The organism is Mycobacterium sp. WMMD1722 (genome assembly GCF_049315205.1).
Lineage (GTDB): Bacteria > Actinomycetota > Actinomycetes > Mycobacteriales > Mycobacteriaceae > Mycobacterium.
Genome location: NZ_CP186056.1, coordinates 3,695,357 through 3,708,690, shown reverse-complemented (window position 1 = coordinate 3,708,690; position 13,334 = coordinate 3,695,357). Strand labels below are relative to the sequence as shown.

The following is a 13,334-nucleotide window of genomic DNA, read 5'->3' as shown; positions in this document are numbered from 1 at the left end:
ATGCCCGACGTCACCCTTGCCGACGGCCCCCACCCGCTCCAGGGCTACCTGCAACATCCGCCTGGCGTCGGACCGTGGCCCGGCGTCCTAGTCGTTCACGATGTCGGTGGTCTCACCGCTGACATCCGACGCAGCGTCGACCGTCTCGCCGCTGCCGGATTCGTCGCGCTGGCCCCCAACCTCTTCCGGCCGGGCGCGCGGCTGCGGTGTGTGGTAGCGATGACGCGCGCCATGTCGACCGGGCACGGTCCACCTATCGACGACTTACTCACTGCGCGCCGTCATCTCGCAGACGATCCTCAGTGCACCGGCAAGATCGGCGCGGTGGGCTTCTGCCTCGGTGGAGGATTTTGTCTGCTGCTGGCGCCCAGCGGCGCATTCCACGCCACTGCACCCAATTACGGCAATTGGCCACCCAATGCCGAACGTCTCACCGAGAGCTGCCCTGTCGTGGCCAGCTACGGCTCCCTCGACAAGGCGTTGCGCGGCGACGCGCTACGGCTCACCGAGAAGCTCGAGGCGGGCAACGTCGCCCACGACGTGAAAGAGTATCCCGGGGTGGGCCATTCCTTCATGAACGACTGGCGGGCAGCGCCGCTGAGACTGCGGGTCTTCGAATGGGTCAAGGGGTTCAAGTACTACGAATCCGAGGCCGAGGACGCATGGGGCCGCATCATCGCCTTCTTCGGCCATCATCTCTCGGACACCACGTGAACCTGCCGCGCCTGGGCCGGCGATCGCTGTTGACCAGTTGTTGTCTCGTTCCGGCCGTACTGACCGCGTCCGCGTGTGGCGCGAAACCCGACCCGCGCCCTCCTGACGTCGAACCTGCCGCGCTTATGGTGCGCACGTCGGCAGACCGCCCTTTGACATTGTTGGGGACCAGCGGTGGACCCACCGCAGAGCCGGGGCGCGCGGGGATCAGCAGCTTGGTAACGACGGCTATAGGTCACTTCCTCATCGACGCCGGCACGTCGACCATCGGCCGACTCGCCCAGGCAGGATTGCGCCCCGACGACCTCACTGCCGTGTTCCTGACCCACTTGCACGACGATCACACCGTGGGTCTCACCGACCTGCTCAGCTTCCGGTACACGTCGGCGATCTACGGTCCGCCCCAAGCCCCGCTCACCATCATCGGACCACCGGGGACCCACCGACTGATCACCGCGCTATCGGCCGTGCTCGACGTCAGTGGGGGTATCCGCCGCTCCGAGAACAACTCGGTGGGACCGCCCGTCGCCGCGACGGTGATCGCGAAGGAGGTCGGTGAGGGTGCGGTGTACGACACCCCGCAATTGCGGGTCGCCGCCGTCGAAAACACCCACTACTCGGACCGGGGCACGCGCAATCCGGCGGGCAGCGCCTCGTATTCCTACCGCGTGGAGACGCCCGAGTGGGCGATCGGATTCACCGGTGACACCGGGCCGAGCGCGGCGGTCACAATGTTGTTCGACGGCGTGGACGCCATTGTCGCGGAGATGGTCAGCGACGAACTTCCCGAGGATTTCCCACCGGGAGTCGATCCCGCGGCGTTGCGGGCAGGACACCTTCGACCGTCGCACGTGGCTGACATGGCCTCTGGCGCGAGGGCCGGACGGGTGATTCTGTCCCATTACAACGAGGCGACCCCCACGGACCTCTCGACCATCGGCTCCGCGTTCAACGGCCCCGTCACGGCCGGAACCGATCTACTGCAGCCCCTTTGAGTGGTGGTCTCGGTGAATTGCCCACATGTGCCTGCCACGGGGCAGCCGGAATTTCCCGACGGTCGGGACGCGCACGATCCGGTGGCTGCGGCCATCTTGCGCGCGCTGCACACCGCGAGGCGCAGTCACGCCGAAGTGCTGGTCGCCCAGGCGCTGGCCCAGGCCTTGGCGGCGCACATGCTCGCACCAGATCGCCCGGCATCGGCTGACACCCGCGGCACGCGAACGAGGCTCCCGGCAAGCGCTTTGAAGCTAGTCACCGATTACATGAAGGGGCACCTGCACGACCAAGTCGCTCTCGCGGACTTGGCTCGCGCGGCCCATCTGAGCAAGTACCACTTCCTGCGCGCGTTCAAGGCCACGGTGGGCGTCACCCCTCATCGATACCTCACCGATCTGCGGATGGACCGCGCTGCCGAACTGCTGTCTACGAGGAGGCACACCGTGTCAGCGGTCGCGTCGATGTGTGGCTACGCCAGCGCCGGCCGCTTCACAGCGGTGTTCCGCGAGCATTACGGCGTGACGCCGGGCGAATTTCAGCGACTCTGAACCGCTGCGCGCCGACTTCGCATTGAAGGGCACCAGGTCCGCGGTAGCGGACCTGGTGCCGGGTCAGCCGGTATGGCAGAGGGGCGGTGCGGCGTCGCTCGGGGACAGTCAGTCTTGTGTCGAGAGAACCTTTTCCACGAAGCCGTGCACCTTCCGCAGCAACTCTCCGACCTGTTGTTCACGTATGTGCTTGAGGTCGGTGTCCTTGTGATAGGCCGGAGGCAGTTGCCGTACGTTACGGGAGCACCCGAAATTCGCGCAGATCAATGTGCCGATGGTGTCGCCTTTACGGCCAGCCGCGCCGCCCCGGCGAACCGTGTAGAGCACGGCCTCATCGTTGAGGTTCACGTCGTTGCACCACGTGCACATCGCTCGTCCTCGTGGCTTGACCGCGGCCCGGTTCAGTAGCAGCGCAACCAGTCCGTCGGGCCGTTCGACCACGAGGTAGGCACGACGCGGGATCTTCGGGTCGGCCCAGCCGTAGTACTCCAATGCGGCGAAGTTGACGGCATCGAAGTCCGCGGCGAAGGTGACCTTTTTGACCTCGCTTCTGGTGGCGCCGCGAAAGGCGCCGAGAATTTGGGTACGGGTGAACGAGTCCATGGGTGAATCCATCCTTGAGAAGGGAGCGCACGCCTGTGCGATCCCGAAGAGTGAGGGTATGACTGCACCGCCGGCCCAAGGGGTCGGCGACGGGGCGCGGTCATCTGATGTCGGCGCGAGCGCCGACGACCTCCTCAACTCGGATGTTCACTCTGCACACGATAGCGAGGGAACCCTCACCACGCCAAGGCCAATAGGACGGCGCGAGTGACGCTTTGCGAAGCGTGAGGGTGACAGATGAGGTGGACCACCGTCGTGGTGGTCCGGGAAAGACGCGCTGGCACAAGATCAGTCGTCTCCGACGCGTCTCGGTTCGCGACCATGCGGCACGAGTGACGTCGCCAGGCCGGCGACAGCCACGTCCACGGCCGCGTCGAGCCTGGACTGCGGCGCTTTAGCCGCGGCATTCACCGCAAGCCCCTGTCCGATCGTCACGGCGAACCCCGCCAGCGCCGCGGTATCGATGTCTGACGCATCGTCAGCCGCTGCGAGCGCTTCGGCGATGGCGTCCTCGATACCCTTGCGATACTCGGCGAGCAGCTGCGGAATGCGCGCGTTGTTCGGCCCGCAGGAGATGCCGCCTTGAATGGATAAGCACCCCAGCACATTCCCGGCACGCACAGCCCTGGCGGTGTCACGCAGATACGCCTCGAGGATGTCATAAACGCGGGATCTCGACAGCACCTGACGCAGATGCTCGTGGTAGCACTGGCCGTAACGCTCTAGGGCACGGACGAAGAGTTCCTCTTTACTTCCGAACACGGCATACAGGCTCGGCTTGTTGATGCCCATGGCCTCGGTGAGTTCGGCCAGTGACGCACCTTCATAGCCGAGACGCCAGAAAACGTCGATGGCCCGATCGAGCGCCTGACCCTCGTCGAATGAGCGTGGCCGGCCTCCCGGGTGCCGTTGCTCTGCGCCCATGCGGACCATTCTATCGCCGGACGCCGGCCGGCCTACCAAGCGGTACAAAACTGGTATGGTCGGGCGCAACCGTTTGGTACAAAACTGGAGGACTGAATGTCGGACCTGACCGGAAAGACCGCCCTGGTCACTGGAGCCACCTCCGGGATCGGCCTCGCCGGAGCACGGGCGCTCGCGAAGCAAGGGGCCTATGTCTGCCTAGTCGGGCGTCGCCAAGACGCGCTCGACGAAGCCGTCTCCTCCATCGGCCCTGCTCAGTCTCAGGCCATACGCGCCGACGTGACCGAGCAGGCCGATCTCGACCGTATGGCGGCGACCATCGAAGCGACGGGACGGCGGCTGGACATCGTCTTTGCCAATGCGGGCATCAACGAGTTCGCGACCTTGGGCAATCTCACCTGGGGGCATCACAGGAAGATCTTCGACACCAACGTCGGCGGTGTGATCTTCGCTGTGCAGTCCGCCCTTCCGCTGCTCAGCGACGGCGCGTCGATCATCCTGTGCGGCTCCAACGGCGACGTGAAAGCTGCCCCCGGAGCCAGCGTCTACGCGGCATCCAAGGCCGCTCTCCGATCCCTGGCCAGAAGCTGGGCCGCGGAAGTCGTCGACCGCAAGATCCGCGTCAACGTCGTCGCCCCGGGTCTCACGGAGACACCGGGCCTGACCGACCTCTTCTCCGGGTCCGACGACGCCCTGGCCGACTTGACCGCCACGGTGCCCATGAAGCGCCGCGCGCGCCCAGAGGAGATCGGTAGCGTGGTCGCCTTCTTGGCCTCCGACGCGAGTTCCTTCATGACCGGCTCAGAGGTCTACGTCGACGGTGGCGTCAGTCAGTTCTGACACCGCGTCTCGGTGCACTTACCGCCCTACTCGAACGAGTTCTCAGGAGTATCTGATGTCAGGAATCGCCGATAAGGCCGTCCGCCACTGGTTGGTCACCGGAGGGTCGAGCGGTCTGGGCCGCCGTCTCGTTGAACACGTGTTACGGCAGGGAGATCGGGTCACCGCGACCGTGCGTCGCGCCGGCGCGTTGAGCGACCTGGCGGAGGAGTTCGGCGGCCGCCTGAGTGAACAAGTTCTCGATCTCACCCGGCTCGACGACGTCGACCAGGTGATCCACCGGCTGATTGCCACCGATCCGGTGGACGTGGCGGTCAACAACGCTGGTTTTGCCGTGGTCGGCGCTGCGGAGGAGATGAGCGTGGAGCAGATCCGTGGGCAGCTGGACGTCATGTTTATGGCGCCGCTGCTCATCACGCACGCCCTTCTGACGCCGATGCGCGAGCAAGGTGGCGGCCGGATCATTCAGATCTCCAGCATGGGCGGTCAAGTCGCCATTCCCACGCACAGCTCCTACCACGCCGCGAAGTGGGGTCTGGAGGGGTTCACCGAGAGCGTCAATCAGGAGGTGTCCGGATTCGACGTTCACTTGACGTTGGTCGAACCCGGCGGTACACGAACGGGTTTCAAGAACAATCTGACATTCGCCTCCGAGTTGGGCGTGTATCGCGGCACTCCGGTGGATCAGGTCAGACGCCAGCTCCAGGACGCCGATGCGAACGCCATGGCCGGCGACCCGGACAAGATCGCCGCCGTGGTCTTCGACACCACCCGTCAGAACCGCCCGCCGCTGCGTCTGACCCTCGGCCAGGATTCCTACGACGCCGTACACGCGGCATTGACTGGCCGTTTGGCCGCTTTGGAGGAGCAGCGCGCGGTGGCTGAGTCGGTCAGCTTCGGCCGCTGAGCTTGGTGATCGGCCAGGCCGGAGACCGCGTCCCGAACCTCAGCGCAGCGTTGCGGCGGCTGCACCGAGTCGACGCAATGCCTGGTGGCTGAGTTCGGTGAGTGTGTGCGGATTGTCCGGCTGCAGCCAGTCCCGGTAGGCGGCATTCATTGCCAGGGCGCCGATTTCAGCGGCCAGGCCTGCGATGGGCTCGCTCACGCCGCGCCGGCCCAGCGACTGGGCCATCGCGGCGGTCAGCGCGGCTCTCTTCAGCAGTTCGCGCTCTTGGAGATCGGTCTTGCCGTCGATGATGACTTGACGCTTGGCGAGGACGTCTCGCCGTTCTTCTCCCAGCTCCGCGGCGAACGCCGCAAGTGCGGCGCTGATCGCCTCGAGCGGCTTCGCGGACGGGGGCGCACTGGCGATCGCATTGGCGAACACTTGGCGATGAGCATCTTGTCCACCGAACAGAATCTCGCGCTTGTCGGCGAAATGGCGGAAGAACGTCCTCTTCGTCAGGCCCGCGCGCTGCGCAATCTCGGTGATGGTCACGCGGTCATATCCCCGCTCGAGGAAGAGATCTACCGCGGCTGCCACGAGCCGCTCCGGCGCGTGGGGCTCCCACCGACTCATTCCTCCACCTTAAGCCGCATGCGGAGGTGATGACACCGAGTGCCGTCATATCGTAGAGTGATGGCACCTGGTGTCATGCTCGCAGTATTGGTCGACTCGACAGGATTTGATATGACGAACTTCCGCAGTACGTACGGCCGATACGCCGTGGTGACGGGGGCTTCCTCGGGTATCGGAGAGGAATTCGCGCGTCAGCTGGCAGGCGCAGGCGTCGACCTTGTTCTGGTGGCACGTCGAAAGGACCGGCTCGAGGCGTTGGCCGCCGAGCTCTCCCGCGTGCACGGCGTCACCGTCGAACCCGTTGTCCTAGACCTCCTTAACGATGGTGCGGTCGATGAACTCTTGCGCCAGGTGCACGATCTCGATGTCGGGATGGTCATCGCGAATGCCGGTGTCTCGTCCGTCGGACCGTTCCTGCAGCATTCATCGGCCGAAGAGGTCGACGTTCTCACCTTGGACGGGGCCGTGCCGTTGCAGCTGGCGCATGGATTCGGGCGGCGATTCGCGCAGCGCGGCCGCGGAGCGATTGTGTTGGTGTCCTCGACGATCGCCGGCAGCGCCGTGCCCTATCTGGCCAATTACGCCGCGGTGAAGGCCTACGTCTTGTCGCTGGGTCAGGCGCTCAATTACGAACTGAAGAAGGATGGTGTCGACGTGCTCGTGGTGTCCCCGGGCCCCACGCGGACACCGGGGCATGACAACGCGGGAATCGATGTGCGTGGAGTGCCGCTGATGGCACCCGAACAGGTTGTCCGGGCAGCGCTGCGCAGCCTCGGCATCCGAGCACATGTGATACCTGGCGCCACGAACGCCGCCATGGACCTCGTCGGCAAGTTCCTCATGCCGCGATGGCTGTCGGTCAGGTTCTACGGCAGTCTGTTCGGTCGTGCGCTGACCCGGGACGCGGCATGAGCGGTCCAGTGCTCGAGAATCGTCGGAAACCACACGGAGGCCCGAAGGTTCAGGCGATGGCACTCGGTGCTACGGGGGGCGCACAGTGCGCGCGGTCCGGATAGGAGCCTTCGGCGGATCCGAGGTGCTCGACGTGCATAACGTCGTCGAGCCGCATGCCGGTCCGGGACACGTCAGGGTCCGAGTGCGCGCCGTCGGGCTGAACCCAATGGACTGCGCGTTGACCTCGAACCAGGCCGTGGCGCAGGCAATGGGCGTCTCGCTGCCGTCGGGCTTCGGCTGTGACTACGCGGGTGTCGTCGACGAGGTGGGAGACGATGTCGACGCGGTGAGCGTCGGAGACCGGGTATTCGGCGCGGTGATCGCCAGAACGGCGGCCGACTGGGTGGTTATGCAGCCTGGTGTGGACTCGTTGCTGCGCACTCCTGCCGGTGTTGACGACGAGGTCGCGGCCACACTCTGCGTTGCCGGCAGTACCGCGGATGCTGCGTTGCGCGTGATCGGTGTGGGGCCCGGGGACACGGTGCTGATCGGCGGCGCCGCTGGAGGTGTCGGCGTATTCGCCGTGCAGTTGGCCGTGCTCGCCGGTGCACGCGTCATCGGGACCGCTTCGGGATCGACCTTTGGCTTTTTGCGAGGGCTGGGAGCCGAACCCGTCGCCTACGGCGACGGCATGGTCGCGCGTGTTCGGGCGATCGCCCCGCAGGGGGTCAGCGCGGCGGTGTCTCTGGTGGGTACCGACACCATTGGTGCGGCCTTGGAGCTTGGAGTGGCGCCGCAACGAATCTCATCGATCGCCGCCGGGCCGAACCCACCACGCGGCGTACGGGCCACCGGCGCGACGGAGGCGACCCCTGGTGCTGTCGACCGCATCGCCGCCCTGGTCGCCGCGGGGCGTCTCACCGTCCCCATCGCCGCAACCTATCCCTTCGAACGAATCCGGGACGCGCTCGACGAGCAGCGCACCGGCCACGTTCACGGCAAGGTCGTGGTTCGCTTCTGACATGCACAGCGTCGCGCGACACACCGCGGCGCCCGGTGCGACGCCGCGATCAACGCAGCGGTACGGGTGCTGGCGCAACCTCACGGGTCACGCTCACCGGCATTGACTGCCGGAAGCCGGCGCGCCATGTTAGAAGCATGTCAACAGGCGTGCGGAAGCCGACCCCTACAGATCTGTTGGAGGACACCGGGTCCGGTTTGGACTACGGCACCAATCCGGTAGGCATGCTGTCGGACATCACCCCGAACGACAGATTCTTCATTCGCAGTCACGCACCGACACCCGAGATCGAGGCGCGGAGCTGGGCGCTGCGGATCGAGGGTGACGGAATCCGGCATGCCGTCGAGTACAGCTACGACGATTTGACCACCGCGTTCCCGGTCGTGTCGGTGGTGCGAACCCTCGAATGCGCGGGCAACCGGCGCGTGCTCTTCGGCGACGAGATCGGACGGACCTTCGACGGCACCCAGTGGGGACGATCAGCGATCAGCACCGCCGAGTGGACCGGCGTCCGTCTGCGTGACCTCCTGGAACCGGCTCACCTCACCGAGCACGCCCGGGACGTGATGCCCGAATCCCTGGACGCCATTCGGGCGCGCCGGCCGCTGCCGTTGGTGAAGGCATTGGCGGACGACACCGTGGTGGCGTTCGCGATGAACGGCGAGCCGCTACCTCCCGATCACGGCTACCCGGCCCGCCTGATCGTCTCGGGGTGGCTGGGCGCAGCGAGCATCAAATGGCTGGGCCGCATCGAGGTCTCCACCACTGCTCTCTTCACACCGTGGAACACCGAAGATTACGTCCTGATCGGGCCCGACTACCCAGCGGTCGGGCCGGCCCATGGCCGGCCGATCACCGAACCGGCGCTGTCGAGTCTGGTCGAGTTGCCCTGGCCCGCCGTTCTGAGTCCGGGGCCGCACCTGATCCGGGGCAGGGCCTACGCCGGTGAAGGCCGGGTGGTGGCGGTGGAATACCGAATAGACGACGGACCCTGGCAGGAGGCGGACCTGACCTCACCCGGGGCACCCGGCGTATGGGCGCGCTGGCAGCTGCGTTGGGACGTCGAACCCGGAGACCACGAGTTGCGGGTGCGTGCCCGCGACGACCGCGGTCGCGTGCAACCGGATTCCACGCCGCCCAATGAGCTCGGCTACAACCACCAATCCGTTCTGGCGCACCCCATTCGGGGCGTGGCCATCACTCGGCCGCCGCGCTGAGTGTCTCCATCTGTTCGGTAGTCAACTGCACGTCGGCGGCCATGTTCTCCTCGAGATGCGTACGGCATGATGTGCAACGCCGGGAGTATCGAATCTGCTCATGGGTTCTCCGCTCACCGGACGTCGCTCGTGGCCTCATCCAACGGTGGACACCCATCGCGAGCCGGCACAAGCGTGGTTTCGTCAGGTGAAACCGAGGGGATGAGCGGTGTACGGGTAGCTCGTCACATCAATGGCTCGGGGGTGAACGTGACGTCGACGCCACCCACGGTCATCGTCACCTGCCCCTCGATCACCATGACCTGCGCCGTGACTCGTCGATCGACGGTTTCAGCCAGCTGCTGCACCGGTTCGTGGGGTATGCGCAGTACCGACAGGTTCGGCAGCCCCGCCACTTTGGGGCCGACGGTGCGCCACCAGGTGGCCACTCCGGTGGCGAATGGGAACATTCGCACCTGTTCGGCCTGGCCGGCCGCCTTGCCCAAGACGCGTTCGTCGGGTTGGCCGACGTTGATCCACTCCAGGATCCGGCCCGTATAGTCGGCCAACCGCAGGTCCGGTACGCCCGGGGTGGACAGGCCCGCGCCGAATGCCAACTCACCGTCGACGTCGCCGAGCCGGTGTGCACGCAACCCGAACGCCAACAATCGCACCACCATCCGCTCATCGGTCTCGCTGGGATGACGGGCCACGGTCAGCGAGTGATCGGCGTAGTAGCCATGATCGACATCGGAGACGCCGAGTTCGACTTTGAACACCGTTGCAGAAAGGGCCACGTCCTAGTGTCCACCCGGGTGCTGTGCCCGGATCAGTCGGGTTGCCATCACGTCTCGCCGGCAGGGCCGTACGCATTCACCCAGGCCATCTGCCAAGCTGCTCGGCAGCGATTGACGGAGGAGGACGATGTCGGCACCACAGGACGCAGCCGTGCTTGAAACCCGGGGTGCGCATTCGCCGGCTCGCGCATGGACCGCGGTCGTGGTGCTCGCCGCCGTCGGCACCCTCAACTACGTCGACCGCTTCCTGCCGGGCGTACTGGCCGAGCCCATCAAGCAGGATCTGGCGCTGTCCGACACCGCGATCGGCGTCATCAACGGGTTCGGTTTCCTCGTCGTGTACGCGGTGGTGGGCATTCTGATCGCACGGATCGCCGACCGCGGCCTGTTCGGCGCAGTCATCGCCGGATGTCTGGCGTTGTGGGGCTCGATGACCATGTTGGGTGGTGCGGTCCAGTCCGGTCTACAGCTCGCGCTGACCCGGGTCGGTGTTGCCATCGGCGAAGCGGGCAGCACACCGGCAGCACATGCGTATGTGGCGCGCAATTTCGTCGCGGACAAACGGTCGGCGCCGCTGGCGGTCACCACCATGGCGATTCCGCTCGCCAGTGCCGCGAGCCTGCTCGGCGGCGGTCTGCTCGCCGAAAACTTGGGCTGGCGGGCGGCTTTCGTGGTCATGGGTGCCATCAGCATTCTTCTGGCACCGTTGGTGCTGGGGGTGGTCGGCAGCCGGCAGAGCCTGCCCGCCCCGCCACCGCGGCGCGCCGCCGCACTGAACTGGTGGGATCTCCTGCGCAAGCCCAGCTTCCTTGCCATGGTGGCCGGTACTGCGCTGGTGTCGGCGGCCGGCTACTCCCTGACCACCTTCGCCCCCGCCTTCCTGATCCGCACCCAGGGGATGTCGCTCGGGGAGGTCGGTATCGAGTACGGGCTTGCTACGGGCGTTCTTGGGGTCCTCGGACTGCTGATCGTGGGGCGGATCGCCGACCGGCTGGCCGCCCGCGATCCGCGCTGGTTGTTGTGGATCGTGGTCATTCTGATCGCGACGCTGCTGCCGGCGTCCGCACTGGCGTTCATCGTCGAGAAACGCATCTGGTGTGTGTTGCTTCTGGCCTTGGCCTACGTCATCGGCATCGCCTATCTGGCGCCGTCCATTGCGGCAATTCAACGTCTGGTGCTTCCAGAGCAGCGGGCGACGGCGTCGGCCATCTTCCTGTTCTTCAACGCGACCCTGGGTGCGGTAGGGCCGTTCCTGACCGGGGTGATCAGTGATTCACTCACGGGTGAACTGGGCCCACAGGCCCTGGGACGTGCATTGCTGCTCCTGGTGCCGACCATGCAGCTCGCGGCGATCGGCTGTTACGCGCTTGCCGCGCAGCGCTATCGGCGGGACATCGTCGCCGAGACCTGAGTGGTCCGCCGTGGCTGAAGTGCTCGAGAAACACCTGCAACGCCGGTGGCATCTGCCCGTACAACCCGTCATGCACCGTGAAGTCGCCGTACGGCCGGCCGCGCGAGTAGCGTCAAACGTATGGCCGAACGTCTCACCGTCACCGACGCGGTCGATCTGGCCCGGGATCAAAGCGGGCTGGCATCGGTCGCGACCACGCGTGCGGACGGGACGATCCAGGCATCCGTCGTCAACGTCGGCCTGCTCGCCCATCCGGCGACCGGCGAGCAGGTCCTGGCGTTCGTGAGTCCCGGTGGGGCACACAAACTCAGGTTCCTGCGCGCCCGCCCTCAGGTGGCGATCACGTTTCGGCACGGCTGGCGCTGGGCCACCGTGGAGGGGCGCGCCGAGATCGCTGGGCCGGATGATCCGCAACCCTGGCTCGATGCAGAGAATCTCCGCATCGTGCGCCGCGATGTCTTCACCGCCGCCGGCGGCACACACGATGACTGGGATGAGTACGACCGGGTGATGGACGCCGAGAAACGCGCCGTGGTGCTCGTCGCCATCGACCGTGTGTACGGAAACTGACGGATTTCGCCGTCAGCGCAAACCTTCTCAGGCTTTCCGCGGTCCTGCTCTCAGTGCGATCTCAGCAGGAAACGGACGATGGTGAACATGACGACACCTCCGGGGTACCGCCCCGTGCCGCCCACTTCCCACGGCTGGTCCCATCCGCACTACGCGCCTGCACCCCCGCGACCGCCGGTGCGGACACCCCGACGCGGGCCGCTGATCGCCGCTGCCGCCGCGCTCGCCGTGGTGAGTGGCGGCACCGGAGCCGCCGCAGCGCTGGCCGTCGGCGACACCCATCCACCCGCGGCCGTCAACTCCCCGGTCGGTGCGTCGCCCGGACTGCAAGCCGGCGCGACCCGTCCGGTGGGCTCGGTGGAGAAGGTGGCTGCCAAGGTGATGCCCAGCGTCGTGCAGCTGTCGGTCAAGCAGGGAGACCACGGTGGTGAAGGTTCCGGTGTGGTGCTCAGCCAGGACGGTCTGATCCTCACCAACAACCACGTTGTTGCCGAAGCCGCCGGCGATCCCTCCGGCGTCACGGCCAGTGTCCGGTTCTCTGATGGCCGTTCAGCGCCCTTCTCCGTGGTCGGCACCGATCCGACCGGGGACCTGGCGGTGGTGCGGGCCCAAGGTGTCTCGGGGCTGACACCGATAGCCATCGGATCGTCGAAAGACGTCGAGGTCGGGGAACCGGTGGTGGCCATCGGCTCTCCGCTGGGCCTGCAGGGCACCGTGACCTCCGGCATCATCAGCGCACTCAATCGACCGGTGTCGGCCGGCGACGGTTCCGGCGGTGACGTCTCGGTGATCGAGGCGCTGCAGACCGACGCGGCCATCAACCCCGGCAACTCCGGCGGCGCGCTGGTCAACATGGAGGGCGAATTGATCGGCGTGAACTCAGCCATCGCCAGCCTGGGCGGAGCCTCGAACTCGGGTGGCGGACAACCCGGTTCCATTGGCCTGGGCTTCGCCATTCCGTCCGATCAGGCCCAGCGCATCGCGAACGAGCTGGTGTCCACCGGTACCGCCAGCCACGGCTCACTGGGCGTGCAGCTCAGCGCCGATGCAGCCGACGGTGCCACCGTCGCCGGCGTCGCGGCGGGCGGTCCTGCGGCCGAGGCCGGAGTGCCGACGGGTGCGCTGGTGACCAAGGTCGACGATCAGGTGATCGACGGATCCGAGGCGCTGGTCGCCGCCATCCGTTCCCGGGCGCCGGGTGACACGGTGTCGCTGACCTACCTCGACGGGGCGGGCGCCGCCAAGACCGCTCAGGTCACGCTCGGAAAGGCGGAACCGGTCACCGCTCGGGAACAGTAGGC

Annotated in this window: 15 protein-coding genes; 11 read left to right on the top strand and 4 right to left on the bottom strand. The window is 66.5% G+C overall.

Translation table 11 applies throughout. The features are described 5' to 3' along the window. The 3 genes from ACN27E_RS17705 (at position 1) to ACN27E_RS17695 (ending at position 2,258) form a co-directional block, all read left to right on the top strand. Complete coding sequence (locus ACN27E_RS17705; RefSeq protein WP_422743417.1) at positions 1–714, top strand: dienelactone hydrolase family protein; 714 nt, start codon at positions 1–3, stop codon at positions 712–714. Between the two features lie 215 nt (positions 715–929). Continuing rightward, positions 930–1,709 carry an MBL fold metallo-hydrolase gene (locus ACN27E_RS17700; RefSeq protein WP_422743415.1) on the top strand — a complete coding sequence of 260 codons (780 nt, stop codon included), beginning with the start codon at positions 930–932 and terminating at the stop codon, positions 1,707–1,709. Beyond that, on the top strand, positions 1,710–2,258 hold the full coding sequence (locus ACN27E_RS17695; protein ID WP_422743413.1) for a helix-turn-helix transcriptional regulator: 549 nt from the start codon (positions 1,710–1,712) through the stop codon (positions 2,256–2,258). Positions 2,259–2,366: 108 nt separating this feature from the next. Here the strand turns inward: ACN27E_RS17695 and ACN27E_RS17690 are convergent, their stop codons facing one another. Together ACN27E_RS17690 and ACN27E_RS17685 are read right to left on the bottom strand one after the other, a co-directional pair. Continuing rightward, positions 2,367–2,861 carry an FBP domain-containing protein gene (locus ACN27E_RS17690; RefSeq protein WP_422743412.1) on the bottom strand — a complete coding sequence of 165 codons (495 nt, stop codon included), beginning with the start codon at positions 2,859–2,861 and terminating at the stop codon, positions 2,367–2,369. Between the two features lie 288 nt (positions 2,862–3,149). Continuing rightward, positions 3,150–3,785: a TetR/AcrR family transcriptional regulator gene (locus tag ACN27E_RS17685; protein WP_422743410.1), complete on the bottom strand. Its 636-nt coding sequence runs from the start codon at positions 3,783–3,785 to the stop codon at positions 3,150–3,152. A gap of 96 nt (positions 3,786–3,881) precedes the next feature. On the opposite strand from ACN27E_RS17685, the gene ACN27E_RS17680 reads away from it, so the two are divergent. After that, positions 3,882–4,625: an SDR family NAD(P)-dependent oxidoreductase gene (locus ACN27E_RS17680; protein ID WP_422743409.1), complete on the top strand. Its 744-nt coding sequence runs from the start codon at positions 3,882–3,884 to the stop codon at positions 4,623–4,625. A gap of 55 nt (positions 4,626–4,680) precedes the next feature. Next, on the top strand, positions 4,681–5,532 hold the full coding sequence (locus ACN27E_RS17675; protein ID WP_422743407.1) for an SDR family oxidoreductase: 852 nt from the start codon (positions 4,681–4,683) through the stop codon (positions 5,530–5,532). A 39-nt stretch (positions 5,533–5,571) separates the two neighbouring features. On the opposite strand, the gene ACN27E_RS17670 is transcribed toward ACN27E_RS17675, so the two are convergent. Next, a complete protein-coding gene (locus ACN27E_RS17670) occupies positions 5,572–6,144 on the bottom strand; it encodes a TetR/AcrR family transcriptional regulator (RefSeq protein ID WP_422743405.1) in 573 nt (190 codons plus the stop codon). Between the two features lie 60 nt (positions 6,145–6,204). On the opposite strand from ACN27E_RS17670, the gene ACN27E_RS17665 reads away from it, so the two are divergent. The 3 genes from ACN27E_RS17665 (at position 6,205) to ACN27E_RS17655 (ending at position 9,276) form a co-directional block, all read left to right on the top strand. After that, positions 6,205–7,056 carry an SDR family NAD(P)-dependent oxidoreductase gene (locus ACN27E_RS17665; protein ID WP_422743404.1) on the top strand — a complete coding sequence of 284 codons (852 nt, stop codon included), beginning with the start codon at positions 6,205–6,207 and terminating at the stop codon, positions 7,054–7,056. Between the two features lie 85 nt (positions 7,057–7,141). Then, positions 7,142–8,059 (top strand): NADP-dependent oxidoreductase, encoded by a 918-nt coding sequence (locus tag ACN27E_RS17660; protein WP_422743402.1) that lies wholly within the window; start codon positions 7,142–7,144, stop codon positions 8,057–8,059. Positions 8,060–8,196: 137 nt separating this feature from the next. Next, the gene (locus tag ACN27E_RS17655) at positions 8,197–9,276 is read left to right on the top strand and encodes a sulfite oxidase (protein ID WP_422743400.1); all 1,080 of its coding nucleotides are present in this window, start codon (positions 8,197–8,199) and stop codon (positions 9,274–9,276) included. 224 nt (positions 9,277–9,500) lie between these two features. Here the strand turns inward: ACN27E_RS17655 and ACN27E_RS17650 are convergent, their stop codons facing one another. Further along, a complete protein-coding gene (locus tag ACN27E_RS17650) occupies positions 9,501–10,052 on the bottom strand; it encodes a YaeQ family protein (RefSeq protein WP_422743399.1) in 552 nt (183 codons plus the stop codon). 127 nt (positions 10,053–10,179) lie between these two features. Between ACN27E_RS17650 and ACN27E_RS17645 the strand changes: the two genes are divergently transcribed. From ACN27E_RS17645 to ACN27E_RS17635, 3 genes are all read left to right on the top strand, one after another. Further along, positions 10,180–11,463 (top strand): spinster family MFS transporter, encoded by a 1,284-nt coding sequence (locus tag ACN27E_RS17645; protein ID WP_422743398.1) that lies wholly within the window; start codon positions 10,180–10,182, stop codon positions 11,461–11,463. A gap of 120 nt (positions 11,464–11,583) precedes the next feature. Continuing rightward, the gene (locus ACN27E_RS17640; RefSeq protein ID WP_422743396.1) at positions 11,584–12,033 is read left to right on the top strand and encodes a TIGR03618 family F420-dependent PPOX class oxidoreductase; all 450 of its coding nucleotides are present in this window, start codon (positions 11,584–11,586) and stop codon (positions 12,031–12,033) included. Positions 12,034–12,111: 78 nt separating this feature from the next. Further along, positions 12,112–13,332 (top strand): S1C family serine protease, encoded by a 1,221-nt coding sequence (locus tag ACN27E_RS17635; RefSeq protein WP_422743394.1) that lies wholly within the window; start codon positions 12,112–12,114, stop codon positions 13,330–13,332. Positions 13,333–13,334: the final 2 nt, after the last annotated feature.